This window comes from Nocardia sp. NPDC003183, from assembly GCF_053590715.1.
This window is the reverse complement of the sequence record NZ_JBSFTG010000003.1, coordinates 756,547-778,057: the sequence shown is the minus strand read 5'-3', so window position 1 is coordinate 778,057 and position 21,511 is coordinate 756,547. Positions and strand designations below refer to the sequence as shown.

The window sequence follows — 21,511 nt, the reverse complement described above, 5'->3', positions numbered from 1 at the left end:
CAGTTCACGATGAGAAAACCCGACGACCGGCTGATGTGTCAAGCGAACAGGCACACACGCGCAACCTCGGCGCCAACACGCCGAGCGACGCGGAAAGGTTGTCCAACCGCTCGCTAGAAGTGACCGGGTACGAGTAGCTTGAGAGGCGATGACCGCACTATTGGCCGAACGCGCCGCCGACGTCGTGTCCGCAGCACAACAGTTGCTCACAAAGCGAATGGGTGCTCCGGTAAAGCTGAGTGATCCGATGGAGCTCAGCGGCAGTGGTAGGACGACAGTCCTACGCGTGCGTGTTGCGGAAAACGCATTTTCGTTGCCGCGCACCCTGATCGTGAAGCAGGTGCGCGGTTCCAGTCCTGACCGCCGCATCGGTGGTCTGGCGCCCGGCGTCGCCAGCATCGACGCCGCGTTCCTGCGCGAGGCGGTGTCCTACCAGTTCACCACCGCGCTGAGTCGCGAACAGCGCCCCGGAGCCTTCCTGATCGCCCACAGCGTTCCCGACCGGCTCCTCGTGCTGTCGGACCTCGGCGAGAACGCCTTACTCACCTCGGTGCTGCAGGCGCGTGTCGAGCCGGGCACCCGCAACTCGCTGATGGCGTTCGCTCAGGCGCTCGGCCGGATGCACGCCGCGACCGTCGGCCGCGAACCCGACTTCGTCGCCCTGATGCGCCGGGTCGACTCGGCGCATCGCGTCGACGGGATCGCCCAGCAGGCGCAGGCTGCCATCGCCGAGGTTCCAGGTCTGCTCGAAGCCGAGTTCGGCGTCGAGGTGCCCGGGGAGATCGCCGAGCGCATCGTGCACGGCAACCGTCTGTTCACCGGCGGCCGCTACCGCGCGTTCAGCCCGTCGGACCTGTGCCCCGACAACGTGATCATGAACGAGGAAGGCGCGCGGTTCCTCGACTACGAGTGGGGCGGTTTCCGCGACGCCACCCTCGACATCGCCTACGCGCTGGTCTCCTTCCCCGGCTGCCTGTGCGATTTCGAACTCTCGCGCAGCCGTGCCAAGGAGATGGTCGAGGCCTGGCGTTCGGCCGTGGTCGGTGTATGGCCGTCGCTGGCCGACGACACCGTCCTGGCCGAACGAATCCTCGAGGCCCGGCTGATCTGGGTCTGGCTGTCGACGTACTGGTTCCTGCCCGCCGACCACGCCCGCATCGCCACCGCGCGTGAGCACGGGCTGTCGGTGCCGCGCTCGGAGGCGCTGATCAACCGGTGGTCGGCGCTGGCCGAGGACGCGAGGATGACCGGCGACGACGCGGTCGGCGACTTCGCCGAACAGGTCTCGGCGATGCTCGAAGAGCGCTGGTCGGAGTAGCGCGGCCGAGCGGGCTCCCCATTTCCCGGCGCGACACGGGTACCGTCGGCAGGGATCTGAGGAGTTGGGAGCAGCCGTGCCGATACCGGTCACCGTCACAGTCGTCCGCAAGCAGTGGTTGACCCCGCACCTGGTGCGGGTGGTCGGCACGGTCTCGGACGGATTCAGCCCGAACGGGTTCACCGATGCCTACGTGAAGTTGATCTTTCCGGTGCCCGGCGTCGACTACCCCGAGCCGTTCGATCTCGACACTGTGCGCGCGACGCTCGGCCCGGAGAGCCAGCCCGTGCTGCGCACCTACACCGTGCGGTCCTTCGATCCGCAGCGACGCGAGATCAGCATCGACTTCGTGGTGCACGGCGACGAGGGCATCGCCGGGCCATGGGCGCGCTCGGTGGAGCCGGGCGCGCGGTTCTGGTTGAACGGACCCGGCGGTGCGTTCGCGCCCGACCCGGCGGCCGACTGGTACCTGTTCGCCGGCGACGAGTCGGCGCTGCCGGCCATCGCGGCCGCGCTCGAGGCGCTACCCGCCGGTGTGCCCGCCCTGGTGTTCGTCGAAGTGGGCGGCACCGAAGACGAGATCGCCCTCGACTCGCTCGCCGACCTGCGCCTGCAGTGGGTGCATCGCGGGGTGTCCTCGGACCGGATCACCGACGACCTCGCCGGTGCCCACTCACCACTGGTGGCCGCGGTGCGCGCGGCCGAGTGGCTGCCGGGACAGGTCCACGCGTTCGTACACGGGGAGGCCGAGGCCGTGATGCGTCAGCTGCGTCCCTACCTGCGCAAGGAACGTGGCGTCGCGCCGAAATGGGTCTCGATCTCGGGGTACTGGCGGCGCGGCCGCACCGAGGAGGGCTTCCGCGAGTGGAAGCGGGAGCTGGCCGCCGAAGGCGCCTGATCCGGAGTTGCCCGGTTCCGGTCAGCTCGTCAGCGCGACGAGTTTGTCACGCAGATGGGCACGTTCGACCGCGTTGTCGGTGAGCAGCAGCGCCGACTCGTAGGCGGCGATCGCCTCCTCGGTACGTCCGAGATCGGTGAGGAAAGCGGCGCGGGCGGCGTCGAGATAGCCGTAGGTCGCCAGCGCCGGTTCCGCGCCGAGCGGATCCAGTAAAGCCAGCGCCTGTGCCGGATCGCCGGCGAGACCGACCGCGATGGCGTGATTGAGCAGCGCGACCGGCGACGCCGAATCGCGCAGCAACAGCCGATACAGGCCGATGATCTCTCGCCAGTCGGTGTCGGCCCACGTGGGCGCCTCGTCGTGGACGGCGGCGATCGCGGCCTGCAAGGTATACCGGTCGGTATGTGGCAGAGCGTGTTTCACCAGCGCGATGCCCTCGGCGATGGCCGCGTGATCCCAGCGCTCGCGGTCCTGGAGTTCGAGCGTGCACAGATTGCCGTCGTCGTCGACGCGCGCTGCCCGGCGGGCGTCGGTGAGCAGGATCAGCGCCAGCAGCCCGGTCACGGACGGGTCGTCGGGGACCAGCGCGTGCATCATCCTGGCCAACTGCAGCGACCGGTCGACGAGATCGGCACGGACCAGCACCTCACCCGCCGGCGCGGTATGGCCGGTGGTGAACAGCAGATGGATCACCGCGCAGATGGAATCGAGCCGCTGCGGCAGTTCCCGCACCGAGGGCACCCGATACGGAATGGCCGCGACCGCGATCTTCTTCTTGGCTCGGGTGATGCGCGCGGCCATCGTCGACTCGCTCACCAGGAACGCGCGAGCCACCTCGGCGGTGGTGACACCGCAGACCAGCCGCAGAGTCAGCGCGACCTGTGCCTGCGGTGCGAGCGCGGGGTGACAGCAGGTGCTGATCAGCCGTAATCGGTCGTCGGGGATCGCCGGGTCGTCCAGGTCGGCCAGCGCCAGATCGGCGGTGTCGGCGACCGGCTCGTCGACGACGAGCTGGGGCAGCGCTCGCCGGAAGGTGCTGTCGCGACGGAGCAGGTCGAGGCCCCGGCGTCGCGCGACCGTCGTCAGCCAGGCGCCGGGCTTGGCCGGGACACCGTCGCTCGCCCAGACGGTGAGGGCCGTCGCGTAGGCATCCTGGACGCATTCCTCGGCGAGGTCGAAATCGCGGACCAGCCGCACCGTCGCGGCGAGCACGAAGGCCCATTCACGACGGTGCGCCTGCTCGACGGCCGCGGCCGCCACCGTGGTCACGACTGCGGGTAGACCTGGATCGGGCGTACCTCGACGCCACCGGTGGGGGCAGGCACCCGCGCGGCGATCGCGATCGCGGCATCCAGGTCGGGCGCCTCCAGCAAGTAGTAGCCGCCGAGCGCTTCCTTCGCCTCGGCGAACGGCCCGTCGGTGATGACGACCTCGCCGTTGGCGTCGTGACGGATCGTGGTGGCGGTCGCGGTGGGCTGCAACGCCTGCCCACCGAGATTGGCGTCACCGGCGATCTGCTGGAAGGTGCGATGCGCGGCGAGCATGTCGTCGAACTCGGCGGGGGAGTACGCGGCGTAGGCGGCTTCGTCGCCGTAGATCAGGACCAGGTACTGGCTCATGATGTGCTCCTTCGGGTGTGGGGCTGCCCGCTCGTCGAGTGCCGTACTCACTCGACGAGCGACCACGGGCGCAATCGACAACCCTGTCCGAAGAATTCTGCGCCGATTTCCGCCGCGTCGCGGCGAACCCCGGTCAGGGCATCGGCGTCGGCCGCGGTTCGAGCCGACCGCCCGCCGGAACGGCGAACGACGCGCCGTGGCGCACGCCCGTCGCGGGATCGGTGACATCGGCGAGGTAGAACCAGTCCATCTGCGTCTGCGTCGCGGTCACCTCGAGCACGCCGAAACCGTGCGAGTCGAGCTCGACGTAACGCAGGTGGTGGTTGGCTGCCTTGATGGCCTCTTCCGCCGGTACCGACGCGGTGCGGGCGGGCATCTTCAGCAGGTCGCCGACACTCGAGGAGGTGACCGACGGGATCACGAACTCCGCGCCGACAGTCGGTCCGCCCGGGTAGTTCGCGGCGTTCACCGGCAGGTCGGCGGCCCAGGAGGTATGGATGTCGCCGGTGAGGAACACGACGTCGCCCACTTCGTTGTCGGCGATCGCCCGGAACAGCGTGGTGCGGTCGGCGGTGTAGCCGTCCCACTGGTCGCCGTTGACGGTGATCCCGCCCTGCGGAATACCGAGTGCCTCGGTGATCGCCTGGGTCGTGGCCGCTTCCAGTGGCGGGAACACCAGCGGCGCGACCATCACCGAATTGCCGACCAGCTTCCAGCGGGTGGGGGAGGAGGTGAGTCCCGCGGTGAGCCACGCCATCTGGGCGCGGCCGGTGATGGTGCGCGACGGGTCGTCGGCGTGGCGCCAGCCCCCGCCCGGCCCCGCCTCCTCGTCACGGTAGGTGCGCAGATCCAGCATCGACAGTTCCGCCAGCGTGCCGAATCGCAGGCGTCGGTAGATCTGCACCTGGCCGTCGGCGCGCGTGGCGCGCACCGGCATCCACTCCAGGTAGGCGCGGGTGGACGCGGCCTTACGGTCGGCCCAGGGGCCTTCGGTGGCGGGGTCGTGGTTCTCCGCGCCCTCGCGCCAGGAGTTGTCGGCCGACTCGTGGTCGTCCCAGGTGCAGATGAACGGCACTCCCGCGTGCAGGGCCATCAGGTCGGGATCGGTCTTGTACTGGCCGTGGCGGGTGCGGTAGTCGGTGAGGGTGACGATCTCGTTCGCCGGGTCGTGTGCGCGGACCGCGCCGTTGCGGCCGGTGTACTTGCCTCGGCCGTACTCGTAGATGTAGTCGCCGAGGTGCACGATCGCGTCGAGATCGGTGCGCGCGGCCAGGTGCCGGTAGGAGCCGAACCAGCCTGCTTCCCAGTTGGCGCAGGAGACCAGGCCGAGGCGGAGGCGGTCGACCTCGCTGTCCGGTGCCGGCGCTGTTCTGGTGCGGCCGACGGGTGAGGTCTCGCCGAGCGCGGTGAAACGGTAGAAGTAGTCCTCACCGGGGGTGAGGCCGGTCGCGTCGACCTTGACGGTGTGGTCGGTGTCGGCCGAGGCGGTGACGGTGCCGGACGCGGCGAGCGTGCCGAAGCCGGCGTCGGTGGCGATCTCCCAGCGCACCGCTGCCGCGTCGCCGAGGCCGGAACCGGGAGCGGCGTCCTCGGCGACCGTGACCCTGGTCCACAGGATGACCGCGTCCGGTAGCGGATCGCCGGACGCGACGCCGTGCCGGAAGACAGCACCCGCGGCGTGCGCGGGCGCTGCGGTGCCCAGCACCGCGACCGCCGCGACCGCCGTGGAACCGGCGAACAGGGTGCGGCGGGCGAACCCGACCGGCTGGGAGGTTACGGCGCTGTTGTTTTCGACCACGATCAGCGATCACAGCCCACGAATCGCTCGGGCGCAAGTCGACCCGGGGATTGTTGGTCAACTGTCCATCTACGTGGCAGGTCCTGGTCGATCTCCGCGGTCGGTTGGTGAGCTTCGCAGGACATGTCCGAGGGCCTCGGTACCCTGCAGAACGTGAGCGACAGCCTTTTCGACGTGCCCGGCGAACACGCGTCCGCCGAACCCGGCGCCGACGCGGTGTTCCGTCGCGACTCCGGCGCGCCGCTCGCCGTCCGCCTGCGCCCGGCGAACTTGGACGAGGTGATCGGCCAGACGCATCTGCTCGGTCCCGGGTCTCCGCTGCGTCGGCTCGTCGAAGGGTCGGGGGCTGCATCGGTGCTGCTCTACGGCCCGCCCGGCACCGGAAAGACCACGCTGGCCTCGTTGCTCTCGCAAGCCACCGGCCGTCGGTTCGAAGCGCTGTCGGCGCTCTCGGCCGGCGTGAAGGAGGTGCGGGCGGTGATCGACCTCGCCCGGCGCAGGCTCGCCGCGGGCGAGCAGACCGTGCTGTTCATCGACGAGATCCACCGCTTCTCCAAGACCCAGCAGGACGCGCTGCTGGCCGCCGTCGAGAACCGGGTCGTGTTGCTGGTCGGTGCGACCACCGAGAACCCCTCGTTCTCCGTCGTCTCCCCGTTGCTGTCGCGCTCGCTCGTCCTGCAACTGCAACCACTCACTCCCGACGACATCCGCGCGGTCCTCGCCCGCGCGATCAGCGACCCGCGCGGTCTCGCCGACGCCTACACCGTCAGCGACGACGCGATCGAGCACATCGTGCGGATCGCGGGCGGCGACGCTCGCCGCGCGCTCACCGCGTTGGAGGCGTCGGCCGAGTCGGCGACCGAGGGCGCCGTCGACCTGGAAACGGTCGAGGCGACCGTCGACAAGGCTGCCGTCCGCTACGACCGCGCGGGCGACCAGCACTACGACGTGATCAGCGCGTTCATCAAGTCCATTCGCGGCTCCGATGTCGACGCCGCCGTGCACTATCTGGCGCGCATGCTCGCCGCGGGCGAGGACCCCCGCTTCATCGCGCGCCGCTTGATGATCCACGCCAGCGAGGACATCGGCATGGCCGACCCGATGGCCCTGCAGACCGCGACCGCGGCCGCCCAGGTCGTCCAGCAGGTCGGCCTGCCCGAATGCAAACTCGCCTTGGCGCAGGCCACCATCCATCTCGCGACCGCCCCGAAATCCGGTGCGGTGACCACCGCGATCGGCACGGCGATGGCCGATGTCTCACGCGGCAAGGCCGGTGCCGTCCCGCCGTACCTGCGCGACGGTCACTACGCGGGCGCAGCCCTGCTGGGCAACGCCCAGGGCTACAAGTTCCCGCACAAGTACCGCGAAGGCGTCGTGGCCCAGCAGTACCCACCCGACGAACTGGTCGGCACCGACTACTACCTGCCCACCGACCACGGCAACGAACGCACGATCGCCCCGCGTCTGGAAAAGCTGCGCCGCATCATCCGCGGCAAGTGAGGCGGGGTGCGGTCAATCGAGCGTGAACGGACCGGCGCCACCGACCGACCACACCTTGCGCAGTTGCCCGCCGACCGCTTCGAAGACGTCGATCCCGCCGTGCGCGGGAATCTCGTCGTGGGTTGAATGCCAACGGACAGCGAATGTGCCGGTGCCGGTGGCATCGAGCCCGCCGACCGCGTCGGAATCGACGACGAACCCGACGGCGGGTCGCTGCGCCCGGTATTCGGCGACGAAGGAGGCGAACGCCGCAGGCCCGCGCAGCGCGTCGGCGATGTCGCGGGTCGGCGAGGCGAAACGGATGCTGAAGTCGTCGGTGAGCAACGCCGTCGCGAGTTCGGTGCTGCCGTTCCACAGCTCGGTCCAGGTCGCGGCGAGCTGATCGGCGGTGACGGTCGTGGTTGTCATGGACTGCTCCTTCGAGTCGGGCCGCGGCGGGTGCGGCGGCCTGCGTCATCCAGAATTCAGTCGTTGCGCGACAACGGTGTGTCGGTGATCGCCATCACATCGATTAGCGTGCCGAACCCCGTCGGGATCGCCGACAGGTCCACCTCGCGTTCGGGACTCGCCTCGTCCAGGACATCGGCGGCCAGCACCCGATCGAGTCGAAATCCCCGCAGTCCCGTCCGCATTCGGCACCAGGCGTACAGAAACCACTCCTCGCCCGCCAGGAACGCCAGTGGTTCCACTTCCCGCGAGGTGGTCACGCCCTCGCGGTCGGCGTAGTCCAAGCGCAGCACTCGCCGCCGGATCACCGCGTCGAGAATCGCGGGCGAGACCGCTCTCGCCGGATCCACCGGCAGGAACCGGATCCGCTCCACCAGTGCGGTAGCGCGCACTCGGTCCTGTTCGGGCAGGACCGCCACGATCTTGTGTACCGCCGAAGCCGCCGCCGCGGCGAACGGCGTACCGGCCAACCGTGGCAACGCCACCGCGAGAGCGGTGGCCTCGGCCGTCGTCAGACTCACCGGAGCGAGCGTTCGATGCCGATCGAGCGCGTACCCGCCCGAGCGCCCCGGCACGGTCATGATCGGCACCCCGGCCTGGGCCAATGCGGCCAGATCGCGTTCGATCGTGCGGGTCGACACCTCGAAGCGGGCCGCGAGCTGCCGGGCGGTCCGCGGTCGCGGGCTGTAGGCCCGCAGTTCCTCGGCGAGTGCGTAGAGCCGCTCGGTTTTCGTCACGACGCGATTGTCGTCGATCCACTGTGCCACCGGCGTGGCGCGGACCACCCCGGTCGATGAAAAAGCACCCGCACCGGCCCGGTAGGCTGGGTATTTGTGCAGACCCACGAGATTCGACGACGGTTCCTGGACCATTTCGTCCGTGCCGGACACACCGAGGTCCCCAGTGCTTCGCTGATCCTGGCCGACCCCAACCTGTTGTTCGTCAACGCAGGCATGGTCCAGTTCGTTCCGTATTTCCTCGGTCAGCAGACCCCGCCGTACGCCACCGCGACCAGCGTGCAGAAGTGCGTGCGCACCCTCGACATCGAGAACGTCGGCATCACCACCCGCCACAACACGTTCTTCCAGATGGCGGGCAACTTCAGCTTCGGCGACTACTTCAAGCGCGAGGCCATCACGCTGGCCTGGACGCTGCTCACCGACAGCGTGGAGGACGGCGGCTACGGCTTCGATCCCGAGCGCCTGTGGGTCACCGTCTACCTCGACGATGACGAGGCCGAGCGGATGTGGCTCGAGATGGGCGTGCCCGCCGACCGCATCCAGCGCCGCGGCATGGCCGACAACTACTGGTCGATGGGCATCCCCGGCCCGTGTGGCCCGTGTTCGGAGATCTACTACGACCGCGGCCCCGAGTACGGCGTCGAGGGCGGCCCGGAGGCCGACGAGGACCGCTACATCGAGATCTGGAATCTCGTGTTCATGCAGAACGAGCGCGGCGCGGGCATCTCCAAGGACAACTTCGAGATCCTCGGCCCGCTGCCCAAGCAGAACATCGACACCGGCATGGGCGTTGAGCGGGTCGCGTTCCTGCTGCAGGGCGTGGACAACGTCTACGAGACCGACCTGATGCGCCCGATCATCGACAAGGCCGAGGAACTCACCGGCCGCTCCTACGGCGTCGAGCACACCGACGACGTGCGCTTCCGCGTGATCGCCGACCACGCCCGCACTGCCGCGATGCTCATCGCCGACGGCGTGAACCCCGGCAACGACGGCCGCGGGTATGTGCTGCGCCGCCTGCTGCGCCGCATCGTGCGTTCGGCGCGCCTGCTCGGCGCCGAGAAGCCGGTGATGGCCGAGCTGATCAAGGTCGTCACCGACCTGATGGCGCCGTCCTACCCCGAACTGGCCACCGACTTCTCGCGCATCGAGACCGTGTCGGTCGGTGAGGAGATGGCGTTCCTCAAGACCCTCAACACCGGCGAGACCCTGTTCGACAACGCCGCCACCGCGGTGAAGTCCAAGGGCGGCAAGCAGATCACCGGCTCCGACGCGTTCGCCCTGCACGACACCTACGGCTTCCCGATCGACCTCACCCTCGAAATGGCCGCCGAGGCGGGCCTTTCCGTCGACGAGGACGGTTTCCGCTCGCTCATGGCCGAGCAGCGCAAGCGGGCCAAGGACGACGCCCAGGCGCGCAAGCACGCCCACGCCGACCTCACCGTCTACAAGGAACTGGTCGACCGTGGCGCCACCGAGTTCACCGGTTTCGACGAGCTGACCTCCGAGGCCACTGTGCTGGCCCTGATCGCCGACGGCGTGCGCGTCCCGGTGGCCACGGCAGGCCGCGACATCGAGGTCATCCTCGATCGCAGCCCGATGTACGCCGAGTCCGGCGGTCAGATCGCCGACCGCGGCACCATCACGGCCTCGGGTGTGAAGCTGCAGGTCAACGACGTGCAGAAGATCGCCAAGAAGGTCTGGGTACACAAGGCCACCGTCGAGTCGGGCCAGCTCACCGAGGGCGATGTCGTGCTCGCGCAAGCGGATCCTGCCTGGCGTCGCGGCGCCACCCAGGGCCACTCCGGCACGCACATGGTGCACGCCGCGCTGCGCCAGATCCTCGGCCCCAACGCCGTGCAGGCGGGTTCGCTGAACAAGCCGGGCTACCTGCGGTTCGACTTCAACTGGCAGGGTGCGCTGTCGGAGCAGCAGAAGGCCGATATCGAGGCCGTCTCCAATGACGCTGTCGGCGCGAACTTCCCGGTGAACACCTTCGTCACCGATCTGCCTAACGCCAAGAAGATGGGCGCGATGGCGCTGTTCGGCGAGAACTACGGCGACGAGGTGCGCGTCGTGGAGATCGGCGGCCCGTTCTCGATGGAGCTGTGCGGCGGCACCCACGTGGAGCACTCCTCGCAGATCGGCCCGATCACCCTGCTGGGTGAGGCCTCGGTCGGTTCCGGTGTGCGCCGCGTCGAGGCCTTCGTCGGCCTCGACTCCTACAGGTACCTGGCCAAGGAGCGGGCGCTGCTGGCCGGCGTCGCGTCGTCGCTGAAGGTGCCCTCCGACGAGGTGCCGGGGCGCGTGGAGCAGCTCGTGGAGCGGCTCAAGGTGGCCGAGAAGGAACTGGAGCGCACCAAGATCGCCGCGGTGCTGTCGTCGGCGGGCACCTTCGCGGAGCAGGCCGAGCGGGTCGGTGCGGTGCGTCTGGTGGCCGCCGCGGCGCCCGAGGGCGTGTCGGCCGGTGACCTGCGGACGCTGGCCACCGATATCCGTGGCCGTCTCGGCAGTGAGGCCGCCGTGGTCGTGCTGCTCGGCAACGTCGAGGGCAAGGCACCGTTCGTGGTGACCGTGAACAAGGCCGCCCAGGATCTCGGCTTCAAGTCCGGCGATCTGGTCGCGGCCTTCGGACCGAGTATCGCCGGGCGTGGTGGCGGCAAGCCGGAGATGGCGCAGGGCGCGGGCTCGGATCCGTCGGGCATCCCGGCCGGTTTGACCGCGGTCCGCGCCCGGGTGGCCGAACTCGCCGGCTGATGACCACCCCTGGTTCGTCCAGCGAGGAATCGGCCGACCGCCCCGACCCGGAGACCGACCCGGGTCGGGGCCGCCGGATCGCGATCGACGTCGGTAGCGTGCGCATCGGAGTCGCCTCGAGCGACCCCGACGGCATCCTCGCCACCCCCGTCGAGACCGTCGCGCGCGCCAAATCCGGTGGGCGCGCGGGCCCACCCGCCGATATCGCAAGAATTGCCGACATTGTGCGGGAATACGAAGCGGTCGAGGTGATCATCGGTCTGCCACGCACGCTGCGCGGCGAAAATGGCACCGCGGCCACCATCGCGCGTAAGTTTGCCAAGCAGTTGCGCCGGGTGATCGACCCGATTCCGATACGCCTTTCCGACGAACGTTTGACTACGGTGTCTGCTGCACGTGCGCTGCGCGACAGTGGAGTTCGCGCACGTGGCCAGCGGCAGATGATCGATCAGGCGGCAGCCGTGTCGATTCTGCAAGGATGGTTGGACGAGCGGAGTTCGGTGTTGAAGGACGCAGCAGATACGGCGAGGGTCGGAGACGATGCATGACCGACCGATGGACCAGGGCCGAGGAACGCTACCGGGCTCGGGAAGCTGATCGGCGCTACCCCCGCCGCGACGACTGGGGGCTCGATGCCCGCACGGTGCGTGAGGACGCGGCGCCGGATCGCGGCGAGTGGGACGAGGACGGCACCGACGTCATCCCGCGCTATGAGGACGAGGTCTACGACGACCAGGTCCTGGAAGACGTCCTCGAACCGGAACCCGAGCCGGAGCCGGTCGTTCCGCCGCGTCGCGTCGGGCAGCGCGCCGCGACGGCCGAGCGTGGCCGTCCTCGCGCGGGGTCCGGCCGGAACAAGCCGCCCGGCCGGAACAAGCCGTCGGGACGCGCCAAATCACGGATCGCCTCGCGGAAGGCGGCTGAGCGCAAGAAGCGCCGCCGCAATATGTGGGTGATCGCGGCGGTGTTCGTCGTGCTGGTCGTCTCCGCCGCCGGTTTCGCCGGGTACAAACTGATGGGCAGTCTCGCGCCCGCCGAGGATTTCGCGGGCCCGCCCGGCGAACTCGTAGTGGTCCAGGTGCACTCCGGTGACACCGCCACCCAGATCGCCGACACCATGAAGGAAAAGGGTGTCGTCGCCAGTTCGGAAGCGTTCTACGAAGCGGCCGTGCGCAATTCGAACATGAACAGCGTGCAGCCCGGGTACTACGCGGTGCAGAAGAACAGTCCCGCCGCGCACGCGGTGACCTCGCTGGTGTCGAAGGACTCGCGCGTCGGCAACGTCGTGATCTCGGAGGGGCGTCAGCTGCACAACCGGCGCGACGTCCACACCGGCGCCCCCACGGAAGGCATCTACACCAAGATCGCCGCCGCCAGCTGCCTCGGCGCCGGTTCCGCCGCCAAGTGCGTCACCTACGAGCAACTCGATGCCGCGGGCGCCAGTGCCGACCTGGCCGCTCTCGGCGTGCCCGACTGGGCCAAGGCGTCGGTCGCGGCCGCTCCAGACCGGCGCAGGCAGCTCGACGGGCTGATCTCCGCGGGCACCCTGGATTTCGATCCCAGCGGCGGGGCGGTGCAGATCCTGCGTCAGCTGATCACCGCGAGCGCGGCGCTCTACGAGTCCACCGGATTGTTGCGTTCGGGCGCCGAAACCCAGCTCAACCCCTACCAGACGTTGATCGCGGCCTCGTTGGTCGAACGCGAAGCGCTGGCACCGGACATGCCGAAGGTCGCGCGGGTCATCGTCAACCGGCTGCGGATCGACCAGCCGTTGCAGTTCGACTCGACGGTGAACTATTCGCTGGAGGAGACCGAGGTCGCCACCACCGACTCCGACCGCAACACCGTCACGCCGTGGAACACGTACGCGATGTCGGGTCTGCCCGCCAATCCGATCTCCGCGCCCTCGCTCAAAGCCCTGCAGGCGATGGAGAATCCGGAGCCGGGGAAGTGGCTGTACTTCGTCACGATCGACAAGAAGGGCACCACCCTGTTCACCGAGAGCTACTCCGAGCACCTGCGCAATATCGTGAAGGCCGAGCAGAGCGGCATTCTCGACAGTGGGCGCTGAGATGGGTCGCAAGGCCGCTGTCCTCGGTCAGCCGATCGCGCATTCGCGCTCGCCTCAGCTGCACCTGGCCGCCTACCGCGCGCTGGGCCTCGACTGGAGTTACGAGCGGATCGAATGCGATGCCGCGCGGTTGCCCGGGCTCGTCGGTGAGTTGGGCCCGGAATGGGTCGGGCTGTCGGTGACGATGCCGGGCAAGGAAGCGGCGCTGGCGGTGGCTGCCGAGCGCACCGAACGCGCGGTGCTGGTCGGCTCGGCCAATACCCTCGTGCGCGTCGATGCCGGATGGTCGGCGGACTGCACCGATGTCGACGGCGTCCTCGGTGCGTTGCGCGGTGGTGGCGTCTCGGCGATCGACGAGGCTGTCGTGCTCGGTGCCGGCGGAACGGCCAGGCCCGCGTTGCTTGCCCTGACCGAACTCGGGGCGAAGAAGGTGACGGTGATCGCCCGTGATGCCGGACGGGCACGCAGCGCACTGGAATTGGCGGACCGTCTCGGCCTGCGGGCCGCGGTCGTGCCGTTCGACAGGGAGCAGGTGCGCGCGGCGTGCGCGTCGGCCGCGGCGGTGGTGAGCACGGTGCCCGCCGAGGCGGCCGCGGTGATCGCGTCGGCGGTAGCCGTGGCACCGGTCGTGCTCGACGCGATCTACAACCCGTGGCCGACCCCCCTCGCAACGGCGGTCGAGGCCGCCGGGCACACGGTGGTCAGCGGTCTGCAGATGTTGCTGAATCAGGCCTACGGACAGGTCGAACTGTTCACCGGTCGACCTGCGCCGCGTGCGGCGATGGCCGCCGCGCTGGAAGCGTCCCTTCCGCAGCAGTAGGCGACGGCTCCGGTGGCTGCCGCCGAGTGCGGTGCCGAATCCTCGACATCACCAACCGATCTGTCGAATTGACACCGGTTCTAGTTTTTGCCCGCTAAGGTGTTCTTCATGACCGCTTGGGTGGTACGAGCCACCGTCCTCGGCGCGCTGGTCGTCGCCCTGCGTGTTCTGCTCGGCCTCGTCATGGCCTCCTGGCCCACCTACGGCACCTTCTGGCGCGCGGCCTGCCTGCTCGCCATCGTCGCCGTGGTAGTCGCCTGGGGCGTGCGCGACGGCCGCACGGGCGCAGACGGCCTCACCGTCCGCTGGTTGGCTGCCGGGTTCGGCGCGGGGCTGGCCAGCTCGGCCGTGTGCTGGGTCCTCGATCAGGTGCCCGGAATCGAACTCGGCGACGCCGGGATCCTCTACGAACTGACGTCCGCGGCATCGTTCATCCTGCTGCTGATCTTCCTGCCCGCGCTGGCGGGTGTCGCCTTCGGCTACTCGCGGTCGCGCCGTTCGAGCGAATCCGCCACCGGCGCCGCGGAACCCGAATTCGCCACCGCGAACTGAGCGGAGTCGTTCTCTCGGGAACGGCACCGGCCGCGAGTCAGACCCTTCGAACCTGTTCGCGCCCCACCACGGTGTCGGGGCGCGAACAGGTGCCAGAGTGCGGATCTCAGAGCATGATCGGCGACGTGCCCGGGGTGGTGTCGCGGGCGATGGCCGAGTAGGCGGCGGCCAGCAGCGACGGATCAGGGCCCTCGAGTCGGCCGGGCTTGGCCAGACCGTCCAGGATCACGAAACGCAGCACACCGGATCGGGTCTTCTTGTCGGTTTGCATCGCGTCCATCAGGTGGGGGAGCGCATCGCCGTCATAGGAGACGGGCAGGCCGACGCTTTCCAGGATGGTGCGGTGCCGATCGGCGGTGGCGTCGTCGAGACGGCCGGCCAGTCGGCCGAGTTCGGCGGCGAAGACCAAGCCGACGGACACCGCGGCGCCGTGACGCCAGCGGTAGCGCTCGCGGCGCTCCACGGCGTGGCCGAGGGTGTGGCCGTAGTTCAGGATCTCGCGCAGGCTCGATTCCTTGAGGTCGGCGGCGACCACGTCGGCCTTGACCTGGATGGCGCGCCGGATCAGTTCGGGCAGCACATCGCCGGTGGGATCGAGGGCAGCCTCGGGATCGGCCTCGATGAGGTCGAGGATCACCGGGTCGGCGATGAAGCCGGCCTTGATGATCTCGGCCATGCCCGCCACGATCTCGTTGCGCGGCACCGTTTCCAGGGTCGCCAGGTCGACCAGCACGGCGCTGGGCTCATGGAAGCTGCCCACGAGGTTCTTGCCCGCCTCGGTATTGATGCCGGTCTTGCCGCCGACCGCGGCGTCGACCATCGCCAGCAGCGTGGTCGGCACGTGCACGATGCGCACCCCGCGCATCCAGGTGGCGGCGACGAAGCCGGCCAGGTCGGTCGCGGCGCCGCCACCGAGACTCACGATGGCGTCGTTGCGGGTCAGGCCGATCCGGCCGAGCACCTCCCAGCAGAACCCGGCCACGGCCAGTTCCTTGCCGTCCTCGGCGTCGGGGATCTCGATGCGATGCGCGTCGATCCCGGTGTCGGCCAGTGCTTTACGCACCGCCTCGGCGGTTTCGGCCAGCGGCGGCTGATGGAAGATCGCCACGGTCCGCACGGCGTTGCCCGCGTTGACCGCTTCGACGAGATCGCCGAGCAGTCCGCGGCCGATGATCACCGGGTACGGGTCGGCGGTGCGAACCTGGATGATGTTCGGCTCTGTCACGTGCGCTGCTCCGATTCTTTCTGGTCATTGTTATTGCGTCGTCCGCCGCGTCGCCGCGGTTGCCCGCGTCGTCGGCGTTCGTTGGCGCCGGTCCCACGCTCCGCGTCACCGGATGGTCCGGCCCGCTGCACCTGTTGTGGTACCCCGGTCCGGCTTTCCACCGAAGACTCCGGGGTAGTCGAACCCGACGGTCCGGCAGGCTCGCCACCGCGCTGCCCGGCCCGCCCTGGGGCGCCTGCCTCACGGCTCGCCGTTCGCCTGCCGCGACCGGCATTGCGACCGGCCGCCTGGCCTCCCGTGACCGGGCTGCGGCCGCCTACTCGATTGCCCGGCGTGCTGCGATTACCCGTCCGGCCCCCGGCGCCGGCAGCGCGATTGCCCGGCTGGTTTTCGGCTGTACCCGCGCGGCCCTCTGATTTCGAGCTCGCGCGGCTCTCCGGACTCTCGGCCACCGAGCCGCCGGTTTCCCGGGTGGCCACGGTGGTTGCCGGCCGGATCCGCGCACCGCCTCGGCGCGACCTGCTACGCCGGGACCGTCGACCGGCGGTCGTGCGTGACTCACTCTGCGCCGCACCCGCTGTGCGAGTGGCGCCGGTGGTGTCGTCGACTGCCGCCCGATCGGTCGCGGATTGTGTTGCCCCCGAACGGTTCCGATCATCCGGGACGTCGCGGCGTTCGATGGCCGCCACACCTGTCTGGTCGGCACCGCTTCGGCGTGCGGCGGCGGCGCGGGCCCTGGCGCGTCGCCTGTTCTTGGACCGATTGCTGCCCGTTCCGGGCCTGCCGGTGACCGAACCCGAAGCGGGCGAGGTGTTTCCGGCGTTCACACGTGGAGATTGCAGATCGGTGCGCACCGATTCGAGACCGAGCTTGGCCAGGATCATTCGCACCACCCGACCCGGACTCCGCCCGTCGGTCCGCACACGCACGGAGGCGATCTCGCGGTAGAGCGGGCGACGCTCGCGCATCAGATCCCGATACTTGGCAGCGGGGTCCACTCCGTTGAGCAGTGGACGGGTACTGCTGGCGCCGGTACGCCGAACCCCTTCGGACACACTGATTTCCAGGTAGACGACGAGAGCGTCCCGCAGCAGGTCCCTGGTTCGTTCGGACAGCACCGAACCGCCGCCGAGGGAAACCACGCCGTCGTGCTCGAGCACAGCGCGGCGCACCACCTGTTCCTCGATCCGGCGGAACTCCGTCTCACCGTCGGTGGCGAAGATGTCGGGAATCGTGCGGCCGGTATCGGCCTCGATCCCCGCGTCGGTGTCGTAGAGCTCCACCCCGAGTTCCCTGGCCAGCTTGCGCCCGATGGTCGACTTCCCCGAGCCGGGCAACCCGACCAGCACCACGCGTGCCGCAGGCGCGGTCCGGTCGTCACCGCCGGTGTCAGGAGCTCCGGGCTCGACGATCGCCGGTGAGGGGCCCGCGTCGCTCTCCGGCGCGGTCCCCTCCTGCCCCTGCGCGGTCACGGGATACGGCTGTCCGCGGGCACGTGTGGGCGGCTACCGATCCGCTTGACGTAACTGGTGATGTTGTCGACGGTCTCGGCCAGCGAGTCGCCGCCGAACTTCTCCAGCGCGGCCTGCGCCAGCACCAGCGCCACCATCGACTCCGCGACCACGGCCGCCGCGGGCACCGCACACACGTCCGAGCGCTGGTGGATGGCGACGGCTTCCTCACCGCTGGACATGTCGACCGTCGACAGCGCACGCGGCACAGTCGAGATCGGCTTCATCGCGGCGCGCACCCGCAGTGCTTCGCCGTTGGTCATGCCGCCTTCGAGGCCGCCCGCGCGGTTGGTCGAGCGCAAGACGCCGTCGGGGCCGGGACGCATCTCGTCGTGGGCCTGGCTGCCGCGTCGTCGCGCGGTCTCGAACCCGTCGCCCACCTCGACACCCTTGATCGCCTGGATGCCCATGAGGGCGGCGGCCAGGCGCGAATCCAGACGCTGCTCACCGCTGACGAACGAACCGAGCCCGATGGGCAGGCCGTCCACGATCACCTCGACGACGCCGCCGAGGGTGTCGCCGTCCTTCTTGGCCGCTTCGATCTCCGCGATCATGGCCGCCTCGGCGTCGGCGTCGAACGCCCGCACGGGGCTGGCGTCGACCGCGTCGAGATCGGCCGGGCCCGGCGTGACGCCGGTGGTGTTGGCGGCGGCGCCGATCGACACCACATGCGAGATGACCTCGACACCGAAGGCCTGACGCAGGAAGTTGCGCGCGAGTGTGCCTGCTGCGACCCGGGCCGCGGTCTCCCGGGCGCTGGCCCGTTCGAGCACCGGACGGGCATCGTCGAAGCCGTACTTGAGCATCCCGGAGTAATCGGCGTGACCGGGGCGCGGGCGGGTGAGCGGCGCGTTACGCGCCATTCCCGCGAGCTCGGTCTCGTCGATCGGATCGGCCGACATCACTTCGGTCCACTTGGGCCACTCGGAGTTGGCGATCTCGATGGCGACCGGGCCACCCATGGTGCGGCCGTGGCGTACGCCACCGACCAGGGTGACCTTGTCGGCCTCGAACTTCATCCGGGCGCCGCGCCCGTAACCGAGCCGGCGGCGGGCGAGCTGTGCGGAGACATCGTCCGATGTCACCTCGACTCCGGCGACCATCCCTTCCAGGAGGGCGACGAGAGCGGGACCATGGGATTCTCCGGCAGTTATCCAGCGCAACACGCCGACTATCTTCCCATGTCGACACGTGTAGTCGGGAATGCGGGCCGACGTGACGAGCGGCACGTCGGCGCCGAGGCGGGCCGCGCGGTGGCGGCCGCCGCCCTGATCCGGCCGAACCGGCCTGCTCCGGACCGGAGGCAACATCGCATCACCGGGTTCGTTTCGGCGCGTCGCGCTGCCGGTCATGCCAGTGCCATCGCGGTGACGGTGGCCAGGCACATCGCGGGGCCGTGTGGCACCAGCCGCCGTGCCGGTACCGCGCGCACCTGCCGCGAGCCACGGCCCACCACCGCACGCAGCCGATCACCGCCGAGCAGCACGGCCGCGGCCGCGGCGGTGAGCAGCGGGGCGGCCACCGCGGCCCACACCCAGGCCGGCGGACCGGCGATCGCCGTGGCAGCTCCGAGCGACACCGCGAGCTTCACATCACCCGCGCCGAGCGCGGCCGGGGAGAGCAGGTGGGCGATCAGATACGGCATCGTCAACAGCGCGGCCCCGATCACCGCGGTCTCCAATTCCCCTGTCGAGAACGCGAACAGGAACACCGCGGCCGCACCCACGCCGGTCAGCGCGTTGGGAAGGCGACGGGCATGGATGTCGATGACGCCCAGCAGCAGGCACCAGGCGATGAGGCAACAGAACGCGGCAGTGGTCATGGGATCGATCGTGCTGGGCCGCGACCGCCGAAAGTGGGCCGTACCCGAGAATGTGGATAACGTCCGCGCATGTGGACAACGCCGTATCCACCTCGCCCACCGACACGAAATCCTGGGTATCGCGTGCCGACGTGTCGCCCGTCGGGCGGTAGCGTTGACCCATGTGTGCTGACTACACGGCTCCCGATTACGCGGCCCGGCGCGGTGCCCTGCGGAGCCTGCTGGTGGAAAACGGTGTCGACGCGTTGCTGGTGACCGATCTGGTCAACATCCGCTACCTGACCGGCTTCACCGGATCCAATGCCGTTGTGCTGGTGCATTCGTGGGATATGCGCGGAGCCGAGGACCGCACCGTCATCGGTACCGACGGCCGGTACTCCGCTCAGGTCGCCGAACAGGTCCCCGATCTGCAGGCCGAGATCTGCCGGGCCACCGCGCGCCGCGTTCTCGAGCTGACCGGGGAATGGCAGCTCGGTCGCGTCGGCTTCGAGAGCCACGTGGTGACCGTCGATCAGCACACCGCGTTCCAGGAGCTGCGCACCGGGCTGCAACTCGTCCCCACCTCGGGTCTGGTCGAACAGCTGCGGATGGTCAAGGATCCCTACGAGGTCGACCAGCTCGGCGCGGCGTGCACGGCCGCCGACAAGGCGCTGGCCACCCTGCTCGAGCGGGGCCTGCTGCGTCCGGGCCGCACCGAGAGACAGGTCGCCCGCGACCTCGAATGGGCGATGTTCGAGCACGGTGCCGATGCGATCTCGTTCGAGACGATCGTCGCCGCGGGCGCCCATTCGGCCATCCCGCACCACCGGCCGACCGGCGCCGTCCTGGCCACCGGTGACTTCGTGAAGTTCGATTTCGGCGCGGTGGTCAACGGCTACCACTCCGACATGACCCGCACCCTGGTCCTGGGGACCCCCGCCGACTGGCAGCGGGAGATCTACGAACTGGTCGCCCGCTCGCAACGCGCGGGCACCGAGGCGCTCGAACCCGGCGCGCAGACCAGCGAGGTCGACGCGGCGGCCCGGATGATCATCGAAGAAGCGGGGTACGGCCCGCAGTTCGTGCACGGTCTCGGTCACGGCGTCGGGCTGCAGATCCATGAAGCACCCGGAGTGGCGAAAACGAGTACCGGTACACTTCTGGCTGGTGTGGCGGTGACCGTCGAACCTGGTGTATACCTTCCCGGCCGCGGCGGGGTCCGGATCGAGGACACGCTCGTGGTACGCGAAGCGGGCCCGGAACTGCTCACCCGCACCAGCAAGGACTTGATCGTCGTCGACTGACGTCGGCGCGCAGAACGCAGTAACCCCCAGTACGCAGTAATACGAAAGAGGAGATCCGAGGACAGTGGCGGACACCAGCGACTTCAAGAACGGCCTTGTGCTGAAGATCGACGGTCAGCTCCAGCAGATCATCGAATTCCAGCACGTGAAGCCGGGCAAAGGACCCGCGTTCGTGCGGACCAAGCTGAAGAACGTCGTGTCCGGCAAGGTCGTCGACAAGACCTTCAACGCGGGTGTCAAGGTCGAGACCGCGACCGTCGACCGTCGCGACATGACCTACCTGTACCACGACGGCACCGACTACATCTTCATGGACGGTGACACCTACGACCAGATCTCCATCCCGGAGGCCACCATCGGTGACGGTGCCCGCTTCCTGCTGGAGAACATGGGCGTGCAGGTCGCCGTGCACGAGGACGCGCCGCTGTTCGTGGAGCTCCCCGTCACCATCGAGCTGGTCGTGCAGCACACCGACATCGGCCTGCAGGGCGACCGCTCCACCGGCGGCACCAAGCCCGCCACCCTGGAAACCGGCGCCGAGGTGGCCGTTCCGCTGTTCATCAACACCGGTGACAAGCTGAAAATCGACTCGCGCGACGGCAGCTACCTCGGCCGCGTCAACGGCTGATCGTGACCGACTCCCCGGCAGACAAGAAGGGCTCGTTCAAGAAGCTCGGCGCGCGCCACAAGGCGCGCCGCCGGGCCGTGGACCTGCTGTTCGAAGCGGAGGCGCGCGATGTCGACGTCTCCGTGCTGCTCTCGGATCGCGCTGAGCTGGCGACCCGCGACCAGAGCGTGGCCCCCGTGCACGCCTACACCACCACCCTCGTCGAGGGCGTCGCCGACGATCTCGACCGGGTCGACGGCACCATCGAGGGCTACCTCCAGGACTGGACTCTGCAGCGGCTGCCCGCGGTCGACCGGGCCATTCTGCGGATCGCGGTGTGGGAGCTGTTCCACGCCACCGACGTGCCCCCGGTCGTCGCGGTCGACGAGGCTGTCGAGCTGGCCAAGGAACTGTCCACCGACGACTCCCCGTCGTTCGTGAACGGCGTGCTCGGCCAGGTCGTGCAGGTGGCGCCGCAGGTCCGCGCCGCCGCGGCCGCAACGGCCGCCACGAAGGCCGCGCGTGGCGAGTCGGAGTCCTGAG

The 21,511-nt window shown here is 69.4% G+C and carries 19 protein-coding genes and 1 pseudogene; 11 read left to right on the top strand and 9 right to left on the bottom strand.

The genetic code is table 11. From position 1 onward, the window contains the following. The first annotated feature begins 148 nt into the window (after positions 1 to 148). Together ACWDXS_RS15495 and ACWDXS_RS15490 are read left to right on the top strand one after the other, a co-directional pair. Positions 149 to 1,318: a phosphotransferase family protein gene (locus tag ACWDXS_RS15495; RefSeq protein ID WP_379312458.1), complete on the top strand. Its 1,170-nt coding sequence runs from the start codon at positions 149 to 151 to the stop codon at positions 1,316 to 1,318. Between the two features lie 76 nt (positions 1,319 to 1,394). Next, positions 1,395 to 2,216 carry a siderophore-interacting protein gene (locus ACWDXS_RS15490; protein WP_449966070.1) on the top strand — a complete coding sequence of 274 codons (822 nt, stop codon included), beginning with the start codon at positions 1,395 to 1,397 and terminating at the stop codon, positions 2,214 to 2,216. Positions 2,217 to 2,237: 21 nt separating this feature from the next. Here the strand turns inward: ACWDXS_RS15490 and ACWDXS_RS15485 are convergent, their stop codons facing one another. From ACWDXS_RS15485 to ACWDXS_RS15475, 3 genes are all read right to left on the bottom strand, one after another. Next, positions 2,238 to 3,485 (bottom strand): RNA polymerase sigma factor, encoded by a 1,248-nt coding sequence (locus ACWDXS_RS15485; RefSeq protein WP_449966067.1) that lies wholly within the window; start codon positions 3,483 to 3,485, stop codon positions 2,238 to 2,240. Continuing rightward, a complete protein-coding gene (locus tag ACWDXS_RS15480) occupies positions 3,482 to 3,835 on the bottom strand; it encodes a YciI family protein (RefSeq protein ID WP_387442819.1) in 354 nt (117 codons plus the stop codon). Before ACWDXS_RS15480 ends, ACWDXS_RS15485 begins: the two co-directional genes overlap by 4 nt. A gap of 133 nt (positions 3,836 to 3,968) precedes the next feature. Then, on the bottom strand, positions 3,969 to 5,633 hold the full coding sequence (locus tag ACWDXS_RS15475; protein ID WP_379312454.1) for an alkaline phosphatase D family protein: 1,665 nt from the start codon (positions 5,631 to 5,633) through the stop codon (positions 3,969 to 3,971). Between the two features lie 123 nt (positions 5,634 to 5,756). Between ACWDXS_RS15475 and ACWDXS_RS15470 the strand changes: the two genes are divergently transcribed. Beyond that, the gene (locus tag ACWDXS_RS15470) at positions 5,757 to 7,133 is read left to right on the top strand and encodes a replication-associated recombination protein A (protein WP_449966062.1); all 1,377 of its coding nucleotides are present in this window, start codon (positions 5,757 to 5,759) and stop codon (positions 7,131 to 7,133) included. A gap of 12 nt (positions 7,134 to 7,145) precedes the next feature. On the opposite strand, the gene ACWDXS_RS15465 is transcribed toward ACWDXS_RS15470, so the two are convergent. Together ACWDXS_RS15465 and ACWDXS_RS15460 are read right to left on the bottom strand one after the other, a co-directional pair. Next, positions 7,146 to 7,541 (bottom strand): hypothetical protein, encoded by a 396-nt coding sequence (locus ACWDXS_RS15465; RefSeq protein WP_449966059.1) that lies wholly within the window; start codon positions 7,539 to 7,541, stop codon positions 7,146 to 7,148. A 56-nt stretch (positions 7,542 to 7,597) separates the two neighbouring features. Continuing rightward, positions 7,598 to 8,317, bottom strand: a complete 720-nt coding sequence (locus ACWDXS_RS15460) for a helix-turn-helix transcriptional regulator (protein WP_449966056.1) — start codon at positions 8,315 to 8,317, stop codon at positions 7,598 to 7,600. A 96-nt stretch (positions 8,318 to 8,413) separates the two neighbouring features. On the opposite strand from ACWDXS_RS15460, the gene alaS reads away from it, so the two are divergent. From alaS to ACWDXS_RS15435, 5 genes are all read left to right on the top strand, one after another. Further along, a complete protein-coding gene (alaS, locus tag ACWDXS_RS15455) occupies positions 8,414 to 11,077 on the top strand; it encodes an alanine--tRNA ligase (protein WP_378989018.1) in 2,664 nt (887 codons plus the stop codon). Further along, entirely contained in the window at positions 11,077 to 11,625 is a 549-nt protein-coding gene (gene ruvX, locus ACWDXS_RS15450; RefSeq protein ID WP_378989019.1) for a Holliday junction resolvase RuvX, read from the top strand. Before alaS ends, ruvX begins: the two co-directional genes overlap by 1 nt. Continuing rightward, positions 11,622 to 13,148, top strand: coding sequence for an endolytic transglycosylase MltG (locus ACWDXS_RS15445; RefSeq protein WP_449966051.1), 1,527 nt, complete (start codon positions 11,622 to 11,624; stop codon positions 13,146 to 13,148). The genes ruvX and ACWDXS_RS15445 overlap by 4 nt, the downstream gene beginning before the upstream one ends. 1 nt (position 13,149) lies before the next feature. Further along, positions 13,150 to 13,968 carry a shikimate dehydrogenase gene (locus ACWDXS_RS15440; protein ID WP_378989021.1) on the top strand — a complete coding sequence of 273 codons (819 nt, stop codon included), beginning with the start codon at positions 13,150 to 13,152 and terminating at the stop codon, positions 13,966 to 13,968. Between the two features lie 108 nt (positions 13,969 to 14,076). Then, the gene (locus tag ACWDXS_RS15435; protein WP_449966047.1) at positions 14,077 to 14,520 is read left to right on the top strand and encodes a B-4DMT family transporter; all 444 of its coding nucleotides are present in this window, start codon (positions 14,077 to 14,079) and stop codon (positions 14,518 to 14,520) included. Between the two features lie 106 nt (positions 14,521 to 14,626). Here the strand turns inward: ACWDXS_RS15435 and aroB are convergent, their stop codons facing one another. The 4 genes and pseudogenes from aroB to ACWDXS_RS15415 form a co-directional block, all read right to left on the bottom strand. Further along, positions 14,627 to 15,745, bottom strand: coding sequence for a 3-dehydroquinate synthase (gene aroB / locus ACWDXS_RS15430; RefSeq protein WP_101467074.1), 1,119 nt, complete (start codon positions 15,743 to 15,745; stop codon positions 14,627 to 14,629). Positions 15,746 to 16,611: 866 nt separating this feature from the next. Next, positions 16,612 to 17,157: pseudogene (locus ACWDXS_RS15425) on the bottom strand (shikimate kinase); the annotation flags it as partial. A 56-nt stretch (positions 17,158 to 17,213) separates the two neighbouring features. Next, a complete protein-coding gene (gene aroC, locus ACWDXS_RS15420; protein WP_387444442.1) occupies positions 17,214 to 18,422 on the bottom strand; it encodes a chorismate synthase in 1,209 nt (402 codons plus the stop codon). Positions 18,423 to 18,604: 182 nt separating this feature from the next. Then, positions 18,605 to 19,078, bottom strand: a complete 474-nt coding sequence (locus ACWDXS_RS15415) for a prepilin peptidase (protein WP_449966044.1) — start codon at positions 19,076 to 19,078, stop codon at positions 18,605 to 18,607. Between the two features lie 161 nt (positions 19,079 to 19,239). Here ACWDXS_RS15415 and ACWDXS_RS15410 point away from each other — a divergent pair, with 161 nt between their 5' ends. The 3 genes from ACWDXS_RS15410 to nusB all read left to right on the top strand — a co-directional run bounded on the left by ACWDXS_RS15410 (position 19,240) and on the right by nusB (position 21,510). After that, positions 19,240 to 20,361: a M24 family metallopeptidase gene (locus tag ACWDXS_RS15410; protein WP_378989024.1), complete on the top strand. Its 1,122-nt coding sequence runs from the start codon at positions 19,240 to 19,242 to the stop codon at positions 20,359 to 20,361. A 64-nt stretch (positions 20,362 to 20,425) separates the two neighbouring features. After that, positions 20,426 to 20,989: an elongation factor P gene (efp, locus tag ACWDXS_RS15405; protein WP_067452307.1), complete on the top strand. Its 564-nt coding sequence runs from the start codon at positions 20,426 to 20,428 to the stop codon at positions 20,987 to 20,989. 2 nt (positions 20,990 to 20,991) lie between these two features. Continuing rightward, positions 20,992 to 21,510, top strand: coding sequence for a transcription antitermination factor NusB (gene nusB / locus ACWDXS_RS15400; RefSeq protein ID WP_378626982.1), 519 nt, complete (start codon positions 20,992 to 20,994; stop codon positions 21,508 to 21,510). The last annotated feature ends 1 nt before the right edge of the window (position 21,511 follow it).